Source organism: Bacillus pseudomycoides DSM 12442, assembly GCF_000161455.1.
Taxonomy (GTDB): Bacteria; Bacillota; Bacilli; order Bacillales; family Bacillaceae_G; genus Bacillus_A; species Bacillus_A pseudomycoides.
The window spans coordinates 4,787,429-4,803,964 of sequence record NZ_CM000745.1; the positions used below are offsets into that span (position 1 = coordinate 4,787,429).

At 34.2% G+C, this 16,536-nt stretch carries 15 protein-coding genes, 3 pseudogenes and 2 other annotated features; of the genes and pseudogenes, 3 read left to right on the forward strand and 15 right to left on the reverse strand.

Annotation, left to right across the window (positions count from 1 at the left end; all coding sequences use genetic code 11):
• Nucleotides 1–171: 171 nt before the first annotated feature.
• Together BPMYX0001_RS24365 and BPMYX0001_RS24370 are read right to left on the reverse strand one after the other, a co-directional pair.
• Entirely contained in the window at nucleotides 172–627 is a 456-nt protein-coding gene (locus BPMYX0001_RS24365) for an RNA polymerase sigma factor sigma-70 region 4 domain-containing protein (RefSeq protein ID WP_033799308.1), read from the reverse strand.
• A 149-nt stretch (nucleotides 628–776) separates the two neighbouring features.
• Nucleotides 777–1,280: pseudogene (locus tag BPMYX0001_RS24370) on the reverse strand (Holliday junction resolvase RecU); the annotation flags it as partial.
• A 129-nt stretch (nucleotides 1,281–1,409) separates the two neighbouring features.
• Between BPMYX0001_RS24370 and BPMYX0001_RS34225 the strand changes: the two are divergent.
• A complete protein-coding gene (locus tag BPMYX0001_RS34225) occupies nucleotides 1,410–1,706 on the forward strand; it encodes a hypothetical protein (RefSeq protein ID WP_078212241.1) in 297 nt (98 codons plus the stop codon).
• A 306-nt stretch (nucleotides 1,707–2,012) separates the two neighbouring features.
• Here the strand turns inward: BPMYX0001_RS34225 and BPMYX0001_RS24380 are convergent, their stop codons facing one another.
• From BPMYX0001_RS24380 to BPMYX0001_RS34600, 5 genes and pseudogenes are all read right to left on the reverse strand, one after another.
• Nucleotides 2,013–2,207 carry a hypothetical protein gene (locus tag BPMYX0001_RS24380; protein WP_018780426.1) on the reverse strand — a complete coding sequence of 65 codons (195 nt, stop codon included), beginning with the start codon at nucleotides 2,205–2,207 and terminating at the stop codon, nucleotides 2,013–2,015.
• A gap of 417 nt (nucleotides 2,208–2,624) precedes the next feature.
• Nucleotides 2,625–2,861 carry a hypothetical protein gene (locus BPMYX0001_RS24385; RefSeq protein WP_006096857.1) on the reverse strand — a complete coding sequence of 79 codons (237 nt, stop codon included), beginning with the start codon at nucleotides 2,859–2,861 and terminating at the stop codon, nucleotides 2,625–2,627.
• A 207-nt stretch (nucleotides 2,862–3,068) separates the two neighbouring features.
• Nucleotides 3,069–3,353, reverse strand: a pseudogene (locus tag BPMYX0001_RS24390) (IS4 family transposase); the annotation flags it as partial.
• A 1,289-nt stretch (nucleotides 3,354–4,642) separates the two neighbouring features.
• A complete protein-coding gene (locus BPMYX0001_RS29665; protein WP_244268585.1) occupies nucleotides 4,643–5,128 on the reverse strand; it encodes a WYL domain-containing protein in 486 nt (161 codons plus the stop codon).
• A 198-nt stretch (nucleotides 5,129–5,326) separates the two neighbouring features.
• A complete protein-coding gene (locus tag BPMYX0001_RS34600) occupies nucleotides 5,327–5,461 on the reverse strand; it encodes a hypothetical protein (RefSeq protein WP_006096861.1) in 135 nt (44 codons plus the stop codon).
• A 451-nt stretch (nucleotides 5,462–5,912) separates the two neighbouring features.
• Here BPMYX0001_RS34600 and BPMYX0001_RS24405 point away from each other — a divergent pair, with 451 nt between their 5' ends.
• Nucleotides 5,913–6,185 carry a hypothetical protein gene (locus BPMYX0001_RS24405; RefSeq protein ID WP_018765174.1) on the forward strand — a complete coding sequence of 91 codons (273 nt, stop codon included), beginning with the start codon at nucleotides 5,913–5,915 and terminating at the stop codon, nucleotides 6,183–6,185.
• 347 nt (nucleotides 6,186–6,532) lie between these two features.
• Here the strand turns inward: BPMYX0001_RS24405 and BPMYX0001_RS24410 are convergent, their stop codons facing one another.
• From BPMYX0001_RS24410 to BPMYX0001_RS24420, 3 genes are all read right to left on the reverse strand, one after another.
• Nucleotides 6,533–7,030 carry a DinB family protein gene (locus BPMYX0001_RS24410; protein ID WP_006096862.1) on the reverse strand — a complete coding sequence of 166 codons (498 nt, stop codon included), beginning with the start codon at nucleotides 7,028–7,030 and terminating at the stop codon, nucleotides 6,533–6,535.
• A gap of 465 nt (nucleotides 7,031–7,495) precedes the next feature.
• Nucleotides 7,496–7,687 carry a hypothetical protein gene (locus tag BPMYX0001_RS24415; RefSeq protein ID WP_244268554.1) on the reverse strand — a complete coding sequence of 64 codons (192 nt, stop codon included), beginning with the start codon at nucleotides 7,685–7,687 and terminating at the stop codon, nucleotides 7,496–7,498.
• A 539-nt stretch (nucleotides 7,688–8,226) separates the two neighbouring features.
• Complete coding sequence (locus BPMYX0001_RS24420) at nucleotides 8,227–8,988, reverse strand: SDR family NAD(P)-dependent oxidoreductase (protein ID WP_006096864.1); 762 nt, start codon at nucleotides 8,986–8,988, stop codon at nucleotides 8,227–8,229.
• A gap of 113 nt (nucleotides 8,989–9,101) precedes the next feature.
• Here BPMYX0001_RS24420 and BPMYX0001_RS24425 point away from each other — a divergent pair, with 113 nt between their 5' ends.
• On the forward strand, nucleotides 9,102–9,464 hold the full coding sequence (locus BPMYX0001_RS24425; RefSeq protein WP_006096865.1) for a MerR family transcriptional regulator: 363 nt from the start codon (nucleotides 9,102–9,104) through the stop codon (nucleotides 9,462–9,464).
• Nucleotides 9,465–9,620: 156 nt separating this feature from the next.
• Here BPMYX0001_RS24425 and BPMYX0001_RS35020 read toward each other — a convergent pair.
• The 5 genes and pseudogenes from BPMYX0001_RS35020 to rluF form a co-directional block, all read right to left on the reverse strand.
• Nucleotides 9,621–9,695: pseudogene (locus tag BPMYX0001_RS35020) on the reverse strand (IS6 family transposase); the annotation flags it as partial.
• Nucleotides 9,696–9,968: 273 nt separating this feature from the next.
• Entirely contained in the window at nucleotides 9,969–11,849 is a 1,881-nt protein-coding gene (locus BPMYX0001_RS24430) for an ABC transporter permease (RefSeq protein ID WP_006096866.1), read from the reverse strand.
• Nucleotides 11,850–11,860: 11 nt separating this feature from the next.
• Nucleotides 11,861–12,628, reverse strand: a complete 768-nt coding sequence (locus BPMYX0001_RS24435; RefSeq protein ID WP_033797012.1) for an ABC transporter ATP-binding protein — start codon at nucleotides 12,626–12,628, stop codon at nucleotides 11,861–11,863.
• A 548-nt stretch (nucleotides 12,629–13,176) separates the two neighbouring features.
• The gene (gene thrS, locus BPMYX0001_RS24440; RefSeq protein ID WP_006096868.1) at nucleotides 13,177–15,102 is read right to left on the reverse strand and encodes a threonine--tRNA ligase; all 1,926 of its coding nucleotides are present in this window, start codon (nucleotides 15,100–15,102) and stop codon (nucleotides 13,177–13,179) included.
• Nucleotides 15,103–15,148: 46 nt separating this feature from the next.
• Nucleotides 15,149–15,376, reverse strand: a binding site (T-box leader).
• Between the two features lie 36 nt (nucleotides 15,377–15,412).
• Nucleotides 15,413–15,639 (reverse strand) — a binding site (T-box leader).
• Between the two features lie 133 nt (nucleotides 15,640–15,772).
• Nucleotides 15,773–16,480 carry a 23S rRNA pseudouridine(2604) synthase RluF gene (gene rluF, locus BPMYX0001_RS24445; protein WP_003197651.1) on the reverse strand — a complete coding sequence of 236 codons (708 nt, stop codon included), beginning with the start codon at nucleotides 16,478–16,480 and terminating at the stop codon, nucleotides 15,773–15,775.
• Between the last annotated feature and the right edge of the window lie 56 nt (nucleotides 16,481–16,536).

Sequence of the window (16,536 nt, forward strand, 5' to 3'; positions counted from 1 at the left end):
CCGTTCAAATCGACGAAGATTTTGTTCTTGTACTACAGTTTTTGAAATGTGCGATTCATTCAATCATGCGAACCACCCCATTCCATTTTCAAATGTAGAAAACATGAAACGGCATGACGCAAGACGGTGGTCGTGTGTACCTCTCACTACTAATAGTATATCAGTGATTAATCAAGAGCAGTGTTGCACGTTTGTAGCATGATTGTAGCACTTCTTCATGTTACTACTTACTCGTCTAATGTGTTGGTAGCTATATCCTGTCTCACTAGCAATCTCTTTCAATGTTAACCCTAATACATCACGCATATATACAATTTGTTGCTCTAACCCCTTCTTCTTATTCATAACAAAACGCAATTCTCCCATCACCGACTGTTTATCCGCAATACGCTGTTGTAAGTACTGTGACTTCTCCATAATGCGATCATGACGACCTTCAATCTCATCTAATGCTAAAGGCACTTGTCCCCCAGTAACACGTTCCGCACTATAATCCGTCACTCCATTAAACTTAGGAGCATTCATTTCCATGTTTTTCAACAGATATTTATGCTCAATCTTCAAATCTTTCAATTGAATCTTCATCATTTCGATTTCTTCGCCTAAGTCTTGGTAAATGCCTGTCATGTTAAATCCCCCTATTTCAATTTTAGTTTTTACAATCACATAAGGTATGTGAAATTTTAATACTTATCTTCTGAATAAGGGAACGATAACTACAATACAGCCCCCACCACACTGTTAGTCATGGTTCCGTTATCCATTTAAACCGCTAATTCATCAACATATCGTAAGTAATCAACTGGCGCTCTTTCCGTCTGATCCACTAAGTATCCATAAATATCGAAATCTGCTCTTGGTATAGACTTCTTCCCATTTGGCTGATGCGACATCTTTACATAAGATTGAATTACTGAAGATGATACAAGGAATACTGTCTGATCCTTACTGAATTCTATAAGGAAGAAACACACCGCTCCCATCTTCTCCGCTTTCTCCAAATAATCTAATTGGTGCTGTGCGATGTTACTTAAATCAAATCTTGTAAGACTTTGTGTTGATTTCGCTTCAAATGCAACAGCTTGTCCTTTATAAACACCGTCATAATCCACTGTACTTTTAGATTCATAGAATCCGTTTAACACCCGTCCACCTTTACTTTTTAACACCTTCACAGGAGTCGGACGCTTGTTTATAAGCGCTACTCCCTCACGTTGGTACATTTCATTCAATAGATTGATAAGCATCTCAAATGCCATTCCTCGGTTTCCTAAGCCCATTGTTATTCCTCACTTTCTTCTAAAAGGATTATTTTGTTAAAAACTTTATTCAAATTCATATCTAGTATCTTTTTCTTATATTTTCCATTAAAATTAAATGAAAATTACTTTGCCAACGAAGGAGAAAACATGAAACATAACATCAATCTATGGTCCTTTATTTGTTCATTAATTTGCATCGGTTTATTCCGCTTGTATTTTGAAGTTTCGCCTGAAATGTTTAAATCTTTTATGAATTTAATACATGTCCACCCTTTATTTTTTTTACTAGTTTTTACAATAGGAACCTTTTTTGCTGGCATTATAGGATTCTCTAAGATGAATAATTGGATAACAATGCTTAGAAGCATAGTAACAGTTCTACTAACATTTTTATTATCTGTGTTTTTAACGCTTACTTTGGTTGTTGGATATGCATTAAGTTAAAAAGCATTCCTTAAGTATCTCCCCCTGAATAAATCTCAAAATCCCGTCCATACTGTAAGTAGGCTGATAAACAGCTATAATCCAAATCTGTAGTTCCCTAATCTCTTTCTCCCTTTCCCCTAAGGGCTGAGCAGTTAGCTTTTGCTAGCTGCTTTGTTATACAATTGGTTACATTTACCTGATGCTTCTAACGTAATATTACGTTAGAATAAAAAAGAACAAATAAAGTGAGCTGTTATACCTTCTCCCTAGCACTGTATGTACAGAGCTAGGGTTTTTGTTTTAAAACAAAATGAAATTTTTATACTAATCTTCCTCAAGTTCCGTAACAGTTAAGTAATTCCTAGGATTCTTTCTTTCTGACAATCTTCTTTGATATGCTGGTGTCTTATAGAAGTGAATCGTCTTAGGAAGCACGCCCATATGTTGAGCGCATTCCTTTATGGTACCGATACATATGAGCGATTCACCTTTATAAACGGCATATTCCTTTCGGTTCACTTTTCAACTCCCCTTTTTCACATTTCCGTAACATTTGTATATTAATATATTATAAAATATATGATGTTATTTCTAATGTCGATTCATCTGATTAATTAATCATGATGTATAATATTTATCCAAAACCCTAACTCCCCCGTTAGGGTTTTGGCATTTAAATAACTATTTTGTTCAAATTTTAGATAGATGTTAATATTCTTAATAAAGGGGGTCTACTGATGAAAAATTTATGGATAAAGATTCCTTTAATTATTTTCATAGCAATTTTCCTTTTAATAATTTTATATTTTGTTGGTATGTCACTTTTTGGGAATCAGCCATAAATTAAGTACAGCAGTTAGCTTTTGCTAGCTGTTCTTTTTCTGTAAAATAACGCTTTGGTTTAATTCCCCCATCCTAATCTCTCGCTTTTTTGTATCATTTTGTTATATTTTTACATTTTTTTTGCAAGTGAAATAACCTCATGCCCTTCACATAGTCTTCCTTCGAATCTCTTAGCAACATAATTTCCTTTGGTCCCACTTCATGACCTAGCGAATCCACTTTCCTCGCATGAACCTCGCTATACATCGTCACACGCGTTACAGCGATATGCTGCCCAGTTTGTTTATGTGTCCAGAAACCTCTTAATCTGGCTTTCTCTTTAACTGTCATGGCTGTTCCCCCTTAGCTGATCTGTTTCTTCTTATATTTACGTGCTGGTTTCGTTGCCGCTTCGTAAGGGGGCATCCCATGCCCATCAACTTAAGAACGGAAACAAAATGAACTTTCGTTCAAATAAACTACAACACTCTTAAAACACTTTTTATTCATTAAAAATGAGCATGCTAAATAAACCTAGATAGGTATCATTTTTAAAGATTATGCAGCTTTCTTTTGTTTTCTAAGTTCACTATACTCATAGACAACACCCATAATATTAAAGACTGTTTTCTTCTCATATCGATGAGATTTCCGCCCATTTTTCTGTAGTAGGTGGAATAGACGGATTAGAATCTTTGTTATTTCTTGGGTGTCTTTCTGTATAGCTTGATACAAGAGATATAGATAATCTTGGTTCATTCCTATCGCTTTATATTCGCTTAATTCTCTTTTCTTCTTTTGCAAAAGAAGTTGGCGCATTTTAAACATAGTAGAGGAGCACATTTTAGTTTTAAAAAATGTATTAGACTCCAACTATATGCTATAACAACTTTTCATCTCCTAAAGATTGTTACTCTACACAAAAATAGTTGTAGACTATAAATTGTTACACTGGCTTCCACCTATAAAAAATAAAATAAAGTATTAGACTAAATAGCTAATATGTGATTTTCAAACGAGAAATAAGACCGTTCTAAGAACAGAAATTATATGAATAATTGATTTTAAATTCACAATAAATACACACCTATTTTGTGAAATATAACCATAATTAGAAAAGGGGGTCTTACTGGCTAAATACAAATCATATATTGTTATAGGTTGTGTTAGCATAGGGATCTTTGTTACAGGTATCATTGGATGGAATGGAACAACTGAGGCTGTACAAGAGAATAAAAATGTATCATCTTTTGAAGTTAGAGAACATGAACAAGGTATACATTGGATTTATGATTTGTATGGTATCGAAAACCAGATAGGTTTTATTAAGAAACCTATAGTTGTAAATAAAGGTGAAACATATGATTGATTTCTATGGGGAACTGAGAAACAAATAGCTAATGAACCACTTAAAATTACCGCTATTCATCCAAATACAAAACAAGAAATTCAAATTGCAGACATAAAGCATATGGGCCACTATGATCAATCTATCCACTCTTTCTATGAAAAAACTAACTTATCCATACTACCACTAAGTCATTCTGTTAAAAAAAACAATATAAAGCTTATTTCACATCAAGCAATAAGTATGAAATTTCCTGAGAGCGGTAAATGGAATTTGTATGTTGTAATTGGGGATAAGAAACTTCCTCCTATTTCTATTGAAGTAACAAACCAAGAAGAAAAATTACCCCCTTTGAAATAGATATTTAATCGTATATACACCACCTTCAACTTCAAAATGAAGGTGGTGTATATTGAACTCTATTTCAGTCTACAACTATTTTTTAATGTAGTGTAGTGCTTTAAGAAAAAACGACAAATCCTTTCCCCCCTACTTTCTAGGCCAAGAGTAGGGGGTTATGGCGTTTTAATAGACTTTAGAAGATAACTACAATTCATTGCTAACAAGAACATCATCCATTGTAGACTTGAAATACAGTTTGATTATTTTTAATCTATATTATGCCACAATCTTACCCTTTAGTTGAATAAATGAACAATCACCTAATGTAGCAATCATTTCTATTAGTATAAAATTAAATGCAAATTAAGCTACAAGTTATTATATTTCGTTATGACTGATTTAGCCCTTTCAATAAGCTTATTTTTTATAGAATAAGGTTCTATTATTTCCGCCTCATGTCCAATACTCCAAAGTAGGTCAACATAAAACCACTCTTCTGAAGGGGTAATATTTTTGTTATTTTTGCGGTTCCATCTGAATTGTATTCCATATTATCTCTTAACCATGACATGCTCTCAGCTTTTCTTTTTCCCTCTTTGTTTAAATTCACTTCGAGCTTTATGGGATTAGATTCATACTCAGAATACAACCATTCTTTAACGTTCAAATGGATATTTCTGGAATGATAGTTAGAATTGATAATCGTTTTTTTTATTCGATCTACTCTGAAAAGCCTTATGTCTCTTCTCATTCTACAGTAAGAGGGACAGTACCAGTATCCGTTATATACGTATAGGCCCATAGGTTCTATTTCCCTGTATATTTCATCTTCTGTTTCATATAAGATACTTACAGTTTTCTCTTCTACAGATGCATCATAAAGGTTTCTTAGCGTCCTTTCATCTACATTAATATTTGGTTGCCACATCAAGACTTTGTCTCTAGTATTCTCAATTACATCGGAAGTTTCCTGAGGAATCATATTGAATAGTTTATTTAAAATTACTTCATACGAAGAAGAAAAAGGTGTGGAGCCAACATACTCATCAAAATTAAAAATTGTTATTTACTGATAACCTGTATGACATCCGCATCCTGTCAGCCTAATAAACTCCCGTAAATTTACTTAATCTACATTTCTTTTTGTAAATTTTAATACAGATTCTCTTGAACGTTCGATTTCATTTTTATTTTCATTATAGAACTTTGACACATACACATCTGTAGTAATTACGTCACTTACATAAATTTCATTTTCCATATCTAGTTCCTCCGAATCATTTATTTCTCTTACTTTATGTTTATATATGCAAAATGAAAAACGTAAATCAAACGAAGAAATTTTTAAAATTCATTTTTCCTAGGATTGGTTCCAGAAAAGTTATCTTTCTATTTTAAATAAGAAACATAACAAATTTGGAACATTAGATAAGTATATACGTAAGCATCAAACTGTCCCCACTTGCTGTAACTAGAAGACAATTATGTTGGATACTTGATATGGGTACCTTTTAACCAAAAACAAGGATATCAAGAAGTTCTTGCCCAAACAATCATATAACAGTGAAATTTTTGTCTAATAGTGAAGGTTTTTGGTTAGATATTACGAATATATATAATCATGAATACGACTATGAAAACTAACAATAGAAAGTTATTTACCACCCACTAAAGTATGAATAGTCATTATGGTCGAAAGGAATGGAATAGCTATGTTCGATAAAGGTAAGAATCAAACTAACGATATAATTTTTTCATATGATGTTAAGAAAGACGATAAGGTGCTTATTTATTGGTATGATAAGCTTATAAAAGTACTTTCAGGTGAAAATGCAAAGAAATTTTTATATAAAATCGAAGGTGCAGATGATGCAGAATCCCAGCTCATTATGGCTAAGCTTACCAGAAACCTTAAGCGTGGAAAGGACGAAAACACAAATACTATTGTAATAAGAGGAACTCATTATACTAGAAATAGGAATTAAGACTAATCGTAAATAGATTTTAAATAAAATTACAAAAGATGTTCAATCTCCTCATTAATTGAATATTAAAATGTGGGACGATTTGACGCTTACTTAAAATATCGCATTTGTGTTTCTCCTTACTCTTTTTTTCTAGAGTGTAGTCTCATTTAGAAAACTTTGCAACAGAACCCCTAAAAGAATATAGATCGAGAGCAAAAAACCACCTGTTTTAACAGGCGGTGTCTCTTCACATAATAGTGTTCAACTCTTCTTACAACTTTCCATCCCCCTCAAAATCCACTTAATATCCGCAATATAACTATATTGAATCAATTCAAAGGAAAGGGTTCCACTCATAACCTTGTTTAGACCGGATATCCGCCTGTTGGCGGTGGCCAAGCACTAAATAATCTGCGAATCAGCACAATTTCTCCTAAATGGTAGGAATTGTGAGATGCAATATTGCGTAGCACACCGCCCGGGGTTTCACCAGGCCATTTCTCCAATAGTTTGTCCAATTGAACAGTTTGGGCAATCGTGCATGCCTGTTCAATCCCTTGAAGAAAATAATGAATAATTTGTTTCCACTCTTCCTCACTGCCAGGACATTCTTCTTCAGGCCAGCTCTCTTTCACATGGGCAGGCAATGCAGGCTTCTCCCCCTGAGCGGATAATAAGAGAAAATCTTGCCAGTATGTCATATGTTTCACTAATTGATAAATAGAATAAGGCAGTTCCTCTCTGCGTTTTCCCGCAAGCGCCAAGTCTATATCCGACAAAGCATTCTTGATAGGAAGATGTCCTCGTTCTCCTCTTAACGATTTTACTAATGCCTCGCTAAACGCTTTATTTGATTGCTCCATAATAACCGACTCCCATCCTGTTTTATTTTCTAATTTGCTGATTTTATGGTTCCGTCTCTTTTATATGCACTAAATATATTATAGAAGATTTACGACCATTAAGAGAAAACAAAATAAGAAAAAAATAACAAGAATCACTGACTTCTTAACGTACAGGAAATCGGTGATTTTTATTTAAATAGTACCTTAACGTACAATTTTCTTTTTTTGTTCGTATCAAGCCTGTAGCCTTTTTCTTTTATCTATCATAAAAGAAAAAAGCTATATTTTAAATTATTCTACTGTTTGAAATGGCTTTGTCTGAATTGCTTTCATCATTTTCATACGAGTAAATCGCTCATCTAAATTATTTTCAAGTATCCCATTCATGATGTGTTTCCGCAATCATTGGCTTATTCACAGCAGACATACCTTCCCATTCAAAATCTACAGAAGCATTTATCGTGTTATTTACATTTTCTGTAACTAGAAATTTTCCGGATAATGTCCGCTTTGTTTTACTTGGTTAGAAATGGTTGCTAACCATTCATTAAACCCTTTTAATGTATTAACTTTAGAAGTCGTACTTAAATTTAACTCAATTTGATCTGTTAATAGTTCTTTGAATTTGTCACTGTTCACAGATGCTGTTTTCATTAAATATAACCAGTAATGCATAAATGATTTTGCTCTATTTTCTGCATAGGCAGATTTAAATTGTGGATTTTCTACAGTACCTGTTGGTTCTAAATGCACTTTTGTAAAAAGAGGTAATTCGTTATCTAGAAGTTTCGGAATTGTCGAATAATGAATCAGCTTTATCTACTATTATCTGGACGTATATTTTGATAAAGAATATTAGCTTCTAATGAAAGTACCTCATCGTTCAACTGATTGATGTGTTTTCAACATGATGCGCATTTTTCCATCCTTCAAACATTTTTAATCTGTCTACTAAACCAATTTTACCTTTCGAAGTTCCAGCTTGATAAAATTTCAATTTCATCCTCTAAAATGTCTAACTGATTTTCTAGACGAGCTTTGTTAAGCGAAACTTCATATACTTGATACCAACGATAATATTGTGTTAAAACTAAATGATTATTTTTAATATATCTATCGTAAATGCAAAAGATTTACTAGAATTACCGCCACATTTTAACGAAAATATACGCTAAGGAACTATCGGCTTTTTGTTATGTTTGGATTTTAAAAGACTAGTTTCTTGTCCGCGTCACATACGGATAAATCGGATCTCTTAATTCGAAGTCATACGTTTCTCCATTCACAATTCCTACCACCTTCTCACTGTCATATAAATCCAGTAAGAAACCGGCCATTTGTTCAGCTGTATGGAACTTTGGAACAATACCATCATATTCAAAATTATCAACATCATAGGAGCGTTTTGCAAATTCGGTCTCTGTTGCAGCAGGAGCCAAGACTTTTGCTTGCATGGCTGCCCCTTTTCCTTTCAATTCTTGTGCAAGCCCTTCTGTAAAGGCACTTACATAGAACTTTGTCGCGCAGTAGGTCACAGCATCGGCAACAATCAGATATCCTCCTCCTGAAGAAATATTGATGATTTGCGTTTCTTTAACATCTGCATAGTCACGCACATAAAGAGAGGACAACAAGGTTAAGGCTTCAATATTCAAATGAAGCATCGTCTCAATCTTATTTAAATTTTGTTCCCCAACGGAAGCAAAGTTTCCAAATCCAGCATTGTTGATCCAGGTCTCGATCTGATAGTCCTGAAGACTTTCGTAGAATGCATAAACATTTGTGGTAACAGATAAATCAACAGTTCGAATGACAACATCCAGGTCTGCGTTAACGTCAGCCACTTTTGATTTTAGCTTTTCCAATTCCTCCGTTCTGCGAGCTGCTATGATTAAGTTTTTTCCGCGAGCCGCAAAAGCAAGAGCCGTTTCATACCCAATTCCTGAACTGGCACCCGTAATAACTGTATATTTCATATAAATCCCTCCTGAATTTTATCCAATTGATTTTATTGTGAACGAACTATGAGTTGATTATAATGATTAGAGTTAACTCTAAGTCAAGAAAAAAATTAATCTGGAGGTTTCTTATGCACACCATTGGTGAAGTGGCTAAAATTTTAGGGATAAGTACACATACATTGCGGTATTACGAAAAGGAAAAAATTATAACTCCGGTTCGTGATGCCAGCGGAGACAGGCGATATAACGATTCACATATTAAATGGCTACAATTTGTTATCAAGTTAAAAGAAACACAAATGCCTATCGCGAAAATAAAGAAGTATGCTTCATTAGTTTTAGAAGGAGAACATACTACACTAGAGCGATTAAGCCTTTTAAAAGAACATAAAGACGCTATTAAGAAACAAATCAGAACATTAAAAGCTGCAGATGAGATGCTTGAATATAAAATTGCCGCTTATAAAGATTTCATCAGTAAACGAGATTAGATGCAGGCTCTATAAGGGTAATCACCACATCTCCATGGGGTAGAAGGAGCATCCATCGATTTTGGAGTAATCATCTGTCCAATAAATATAAAAATTGAGGGTTCTGTTGCAAAGTTTGAAAAAAGCATAAACAGGTTGGTAAATGAGGAACAATGTTTAGGAAGTAGCCAGTAATTGTTGAAGTTCATTGTACGTTGAAAAGACGGAGTCTCTTTGAAAACTTCGCATTTGTGTTTCTCCTTACTCTTTTTTTCTAGAGTGTGGTCTCATTTAGAAAACTTTGCAACAGAACCTGTTTCGGATATTGGGAATATTCCATTAGAAGCACATTGAAATAACTAAGCCTATGTGGAGCCTTAGTTTAAGGAGAAATAAGAGGTAAGTACATATTTAACATAACTAATATGTACTTACCTTTATTTTTTGAGGATTTTTAACTTTTAGGTCTTGATAATGAAAGTAAGCGTGTTTTTTCATTCTGCCAGTAAATTATCTCATTCATTATTACTTTGAAACTTGTTCTTTTGGCAAAACCATTCCTTTATATAGTTGCACCGTTATCCAGTAATATACAACATAAATAATAAGAAAAATTCCAATTGGCATCCACACTTTTACAAACGGATCAACTAAGAAGAGGCGGAACAAGTTAAGTCCTACTAAAATATGTGAAATACCAATGATAGCCGGGAAGATAAAGAGATATGAAATTTCTTTATAGATACTACGCGACAACATACTACGGCGTACTCCAATTTTTCGAAGCATTTCATAGCGACGTACATCACGAGAAGCTCCTGTTAAAATTTTAAACATAAGAGAGCTCGCCATCATAGCTAAGAATGCAACTCCAAGGAAGAACCCCATAAACATCGTACCGCTCATGAAACTATTCATAAATTGGTAAGTTGTCATTTTTGTATATAATTCTACTTTTCCGCCTTTTGCTTTTTCTACTAACTCTTTTTGTCGTTGATCAATATCTATTAACAACGGTTTATATTTTTGTAAGTCATCCACTTGCACTAGCGTGACACTATGTTCTGTTCCTTGAATGTTTTTATAATGGTCCTTATCTGCAATTCGAACAGGTTTCCCGTTGAATTGATTGTGTGTAACTTGAACTTCTCTTATGATTGCATCATTCCAATCACTTGGCATATGTGGAAGTTTACTTGCTGCCTCAGGTGCTTCCATAGATGTATAAAGAGGTTCCATTAATGGTTCTTTTACACGTTTACGTACAGGCTCTTTGACATTCTTTGTATCTTGATGATCAGAAATGAGTGGTGGCTTTGTAGTTAAATTTTCTCGTAAATAATAGACTGCTTCCCCGTCCACTTTATATTTATAAGTTCGTTGCTCTTCAATTTTCATTTGTTTTAATGCCGCTATATCTTTTTCATTCGGATCATGAATTGTCGCATCATAGACTCGAGAAAAATCCGTCATAATACCAACATTTTTTTGAAAAGCCATTCCAGCTGTCATCGCCCCTGCACCAAGTGCAATTAGCATCGCGACAGTCCCAAGTACCCGAGATAAACTATTTATTCGAAAACGAAGCTGAGCATATGTAAAACTATTTAAACCTGTTTCATTTCGTTTTTTGTTGCTTTTTAACTTTGTTACAAACAATGGTAACAATGAACTAAAAATAAAATATGTCCCTATCGTTGTAGCACCCGTTGCTAGTATAAATCCTATTTCACGTAACTTGTCTATATGCAGTATAGAATAGTATCCTGTTCCTAACAGTAACACTCCCATTACAGTAAAAATGATAACACGACGTTTACTCTTTTCTATTGTATCTTGTGTTTCATCTTCACGAAGTAGCTCAAGTTCAGTTTGACGCAATAACCGTATACTATTGATAAATCCAGTAATAATAAATAAGACCAAGAAGAATCCACATGTAACAAGAACTGCAGGTATATAAAATGGTGCATAGCCTTTCGCCGAAATTTCTAAACCATTCATTAAAAAATTCCCCGCTGCACTTGCTAGTAATATTCCTACAATAATCCCAATAATAATGCTGATAATTCCCATACCGAATGTTTCGATAAATAATAACTGAGCAACTTTTTTCTTCTTTGCACCGAGCATCATATACATACCAAGCTCTTTCCTGCGCAATGTAAGTAAAAAGGAATTCGCATATACGATATAAAAGACCGTAATGAAGGAAAGTAAGACAGCACCAACCCAAAATACAAGGCGAATACTATTAATCATACTATTATCTTTTGTAAATTGACTGTTAATCGCCATCGTTTGAAACATATAGAAAATACTGATACTAATGACAAGACCAACAAGCAAAACAAGATAGTCCTTTAACATTTTTTTCATACTATGACGTGATAATTTCAATAACATGATCTCGCCCCCTATTTGGATTCAGCCGCTGAGCCCATATGAGCAAGCACACCTAAAATATCTTGATAGAAATCCTCTCGTGTTCCTTGGCGTTTCAATTCTTTATAGAGTAGCCCATCTTGAATAAATAGAATCCGCTCACAATAACTTGCACTAAATGCATCATGCGTTACCATTAATATACTTACTCCATGATTTTCATGTAAGTCTTGCATCGCTTCTAATAAACTCTTCGCATTTTTGCTATCAAGTGCTCCTGTTGGTTCATCCGCTAATACAATGGCCGGATTATGTACTAAAGCTCGTGCTGCAGCTGTTCTTTGTTTTTGTCCACCAGAGACAGCTGATGGATATTTTGTTAAAATTTCAACAATATCTAATTTCTGTGCAACCTCATTTACTTTCCCGCTTATCTCACTTGAAGGCACTCCTTGTAGTGAAAGTGGCAAAGCAATATTCTCATAGATCGAGAGATTTTCAAGCAAATTAAAATCTTGAAAAATAAACCCCAGTTTTTGAGAACGGAAATCTGATAAAGCGTTCCCCTTCATTGAAGTAATATCTGTGCCTGCTATCGTCACACTTCCTCCTGTCGCATGATCAAGTGTACTAATTACATTTAGTAGTGTCGTTTTTCCAGATCCAGAAGGTCCCATAATCCCAACGAATTCCCCTTCTTGTATCGTAAGCGATACCCCTCTTAATGCTTTTGACTGGCTTTCATTTCTTTTGCCATATGTTTTCTCCACACTTTCTACTGTCACTACATTTGTTGCCATTCCTATCACTCCATCCCTTTTGTATATCATTACTTTGTCATACATTTCTTAGATTTCTCCTACATAAATTCTTAAGATTTTTTTAATTTTTCATTTTTTTATAACAAAATTGATAAAAAATCTTATATCCTTTACTTTCTTTTTTAATATTCTCACTTTTACTCACAATCTTCCTGCGATTTATCTTACATTCACCTTACATTTTTGTAAGGGGCAAAAATAACAACCTGAAATCCCCCACCTACACTTTGCTTAGAAGCGGGCGCTTCTAAATATATTAAGACAAACATAATTTAAAATAAGTAAAAATGGAGAGGAGAGCCGTCGACATATATTAAATCAGACCATGGTTATATCCTTTACAAGGAATCTAGTGGAATGAATATAGTTTTAGAGATTAAAAAGAAGAATGATGGATGGAAAGTAGAAAATAAACAGGTTAAAAATGATTTTTAACGACGAACAACTTCAAATAATTTCTTTATGATAGTAAAAAACACACTACTTACTTAAAGTAGTGTGTTTCAACCCGATTGATTTATGATTTATTACTTAGATCCTTTATTATAAACTTCCTTCCGTATACTTTCCATAAATGCAGATAGCGAAACCACTTCAGATTTTTCTTCACCATATTTACGCACATTTACAGATCCATTTTCCATTTCTTTATCCCCAATAACAAGAATGTATGGTATCTTTTGGAGCTGTGCCTCTCGTATTTTATACCCTAGCTTTTCACTACGAGCATCTCGTTCGGCTCGAAGGCCAACGCTCTTTAACTTTTCTTCAATTTCCTTTGTATATTGTTCATGTACTTGATTGGAAACAGGAATCACCTTTATTTGAACCGGAGCCAACCATGTTGGGAATGCCCCTCCGAAATGTTCAATTAGTATTCCTAGGAAACGATCAAAAGAGCCTAATACAGCACGGTGAATAACAACCGGTCTTCTTTTCTCATTTCTTTCATCAATATAATTCAAGTCAAATTTCTCTGGCATTTGGAAATCAAGCTGAACTGTTCCACATTGATGGCTTCTTTGTAAAGCATCTTTAATATGAAAATCAATTTTAGGTCCGTAAAATGCGCCATCTCCTTCGTTCACTCTATAGTTATAATTTAATGATTTCAGCACATTCTCGAGAGACGATTCAGCTTGGTTCCATAACTCATCATCACCCATTGAATCTTCAGGTCTTGTTGAAAGCTCCACTTCATATTCAAAACCGAATGTTCTATAGACATAGTCAATTTGTTTTAACACTGACTTTATTTCACTTTCTATTTGCTCAGGTGTCACAAATAAATGTGCATCATCCTGACAAAATGTACGAACTCTTAATAATCCATTTAATGCACCGCTGAATTCGTGGCGATGTACTTGACCAAATTCACACATTCGAATTGGTAAATCGCGATATGAATGTAGCTTATTTTTAAAGATAAGCATGTGTCCAGGGCAATTCATCGGTTTTAATGCAAAGCTTTTGTTGTCTACCTCTGAAAAATACATATTATCTTTATAATGATCCCAGTGCCCTGATTCTTCCCATAGCCCCTGATTCATCATAATGGGAGTACGCACTTCTTGGTAATCATAGTTTTGTTGTATTTCTCTTAAAAAAGACTCTAATTCATTTCGAACGATTTGTCCTTTCGGTAAATAAAAAGGCATTCCTGGTGCTTCTTCCGAGAACATAAATAATTCAAGTTCATTTCCTAACTTACGATGGTTTCTCTTTGCTGCTTCTTCTACAAAATGCAAATAGCTTTCTAATTCTTTTTGAGAAGAAAACGCAACGCCATATATACGCTGAAGCACTTGATTATTACTATCCCCGCGCCAATATGCACCGGAAACGTGAGTTAATTGAAATGCTTTCAGGTAGCCAGTTGACGGTAAATGTGGACCACGACATAAATCAACAAATTCTCCTTGTTTATAAATCGTTACAATCTCATTTTCAGGGATTGCTTCTAAAAGCTCCAACTTTAGGTGATCATTTACATCTTTGAAAAGCTTTTCTGCTTCTTTTCGAGTGATTTCAACTCGCTCTATTTTCAAATTTTCATTCACAATATTCTTCATTTCTTTTTCAAGTTTAGGTAAGTCTTCAACACCTATACTACTTGGAAGATCCATATCATAATAAAAACCATTTTCTATAACAGGTCCTACGCCAAGTTTTACATCACCGTATATTCTCTTTACAGCCTGCGCTAATATATGTGCAGAAGTATGTCTTGCAACTTCTATTCCTTCCTCTGAATCCATAGTTATAATTTGAATTTTGGCATCCTGTTCGATATTTCGACGTAAGTCAAATAATTGATCATTCACCTTTCCGGCTACTGCTTTCTTTTTTAAACTTGAACTAATTGAGGCTGCAATCTCTTCTAGAGTAATTCCTTTTACATAGTCTTTGGCACTACCATCTGGAAAAATAATGTTAATCATCTGTTCTCTCATTTTAATCGCTCCATTTCATAAATAAAAAAGCACACTCATCCCTAATAATAGGGACGAGCGTGCTTTTACCCGTGGTTCCACCCAGATTCCCATCATACTAAACATACAATGGCTTCTTTTGCGGTAACGTCGCTTACACGGCACTAGATACTTTTATTTTCCCCAGTGCAGCTCTAAGGTGGTAAGTTATTTCACTGCGTTAGGAAGTTCTCAGCACTCCTTCCCTCTCTGTATAACCGTTAAAAATAACTCGTGTCCTTTTCTTCGCTTATTATGAATTTAAAAATAAAAAAGCATACTCATCCCTAATAATAGGGACGAATATGCTTATATTCGTGGTTCCACCCAGATTCCCATCATATTAAACATACAATGGCTTCTTTTGCGGTAACGTCGCTTACACGGCACTAGATACTTTTATTTCCCCAGTGCAGCTCTAAGGTGGTAAGTTATTTCACTGCGTTAGGAAGTTCTCAGCGTTCCTTCCTTCTCTGTACAACCGTTAAAAATAACTCGTGTCCTTTTCTTTGCTTTTAATAACACATCCATTAATTGTTATTTACTATACCCTATTCATTTTATTTTTGCAAGTGTCAAAAAATATTTTTTGTTCAATAAAAAAAGGGAAACCAAAAACAATTTTCATGTTTTTTGATTTCCCCTATCTTTTTTACCAATCTTGTGGTTCGTAGTTTAAGTCTGCAAATAATCTTTTTTTCTCTTTCTTCGTTAAATCTCTCCACTGCCCAACTGGTAAATTATTCAACTGGATATTCATAATTCGCGTACGTTTTAATGTGTATACTTGATAACCTAAAGCTTCACACATACGACGAATTTGGCGATTTAATCCTTGTGTTAAAATAATTTGGAATTCATATTTTGATAACTGTGTTATTTCACAAGGAAGTGTTTTTGTTCCTAAAATTTTAACACCCGCTGCCATTTCTTTTAAAAATTCAGGCGTAATCGGTTTATCTACTGAAACAATATATTCTTTTTCATGTTTATTTTCAGCACGTAAAATTTCATTAATAATATCGCCATCATTCGTTAACAAAATTAAACCGTCTGAATCTTTATCAAGACGTCCAACGTGATTAATTCGTAAAGGATGATTCACTAAATCGATAATGTTACCTTTAACTGCCTTTTCACTTGTACATGTAATACCTACTGGTTTATTTAAAGCGATATACACATGGTCTCGAGCAATTCGAAGCTGCTCTCCATTTACTCGCACGTCATCACCTGGTTGTACTTGGTCACCTATTTTTGCAACCTTTCCGTTAATAATTACTCTTCTTTCATTAATTAACTTATCTGCTCCGCGTCTAGATGCTTTTCCAGATTCACTAATAAATTTATTTATACGCAAGTTAGGCACATCCTTTTTTCTAAAAATTTCAAGCTCACACTGCTTCTACCGTACAA

Excerpts from the sequence above, each read along its gene's own strand:
- BPMYX0001_RS24365 (WP_033799308.1), bottom strand. The coding sequence starts at position 627 with ATGACAGGCATTTACCAAGACTTAGGCGAAGAAATCGAAATGATGAAG.
- BPMYX0001_RS34225 (WP_078212241.1), top strand. The coding sequence starts at position 1,410 with ATGAAACATAACATCAATCTATGGTCCTTTATTTGTTCATTAATTTGC.
- BPMYX0001_RS24385 (WP_006096857.1), bottom strand. The coding sequence starts at position 2,861 with ATGACAGTTAAAGAGAAAGCCAGATTAAGAGGTTTCTGGACACATAAA.
- BPMYX0001_RS29665 (WP_244268585.1), bottom strand. The coding sequence starts at position 5,128 with ATGTGGCAACCAAATATTAATGTAGATGAAAGGACGCTAAGAAACCTT.
- BPMYX0001_RS34600 (WP_006096861.1), bottom strand. The coding sequence starts at position 5,461 with ATGGAAAATGAAATTTATGTAAGTGACGTAATTACTACAGATGTGTAT.
- BPMYX0001_RS24405 (WP_018765174.1), top strand. The coding sequence starts at position 5,913 with ATGTTCGATAAAGGTAAGAATCAAACTAACGATATAATTTTTTCATAT.
- BPMYX0001_RS24410 (WP_006096862.1), bottom strand. The coding sequence starts at position 7,030 with ATGGAGCAATCAAATAAAGCGTTTAGCGAGGCATTAGTAAAATCGTTA.
- BPMYX0001_RS24415 (WP_244268554.1), bottom strand. The coding sequence starts at position 7,687 with ATGCATTACTGGTTATATTTAATGAAAACAGCATCTGTGAACAGTGAC.
- BPMYX0001_RS24420 (WP_006096864.1), bottom strand. The coding sequence starts at position 8,988 with ATGAAATATACAGTTATTACGGGTGCCAGTTCAGGAATTGGGTATGAA.
- BPMYX0001_RS24425 (WP_006096865.1), top strand. The coding sequence starts at position 9,102 with ATGCACACCATTGGTGAAGTGGCTAAAATTTTAGGGATAAGTACACAT.
- BPMYX0001_RS24430 (WP_006096866.1), bottom strand. The coding sequence starts at position 11,849 with ATGTTATTGAAATTATCACGTCATAGTATGAAAAAAATGTTAAAGGAC.
- BPMYX0001_RS24435 (WP_033797012.1), bottom strand. The coding sequence starts at position 12,628 with ATGGCAACAAATGTAGTGACAGTAGAAAGTGTGGAGAAAACATATGGC.
- thrS (WP_006096868.1), bottom strand. The coding sequence starts at position 15,102 with ATGAGAGAACAGATGATTAACATTATTTTTCCAGATGGTAGTGCCAAA.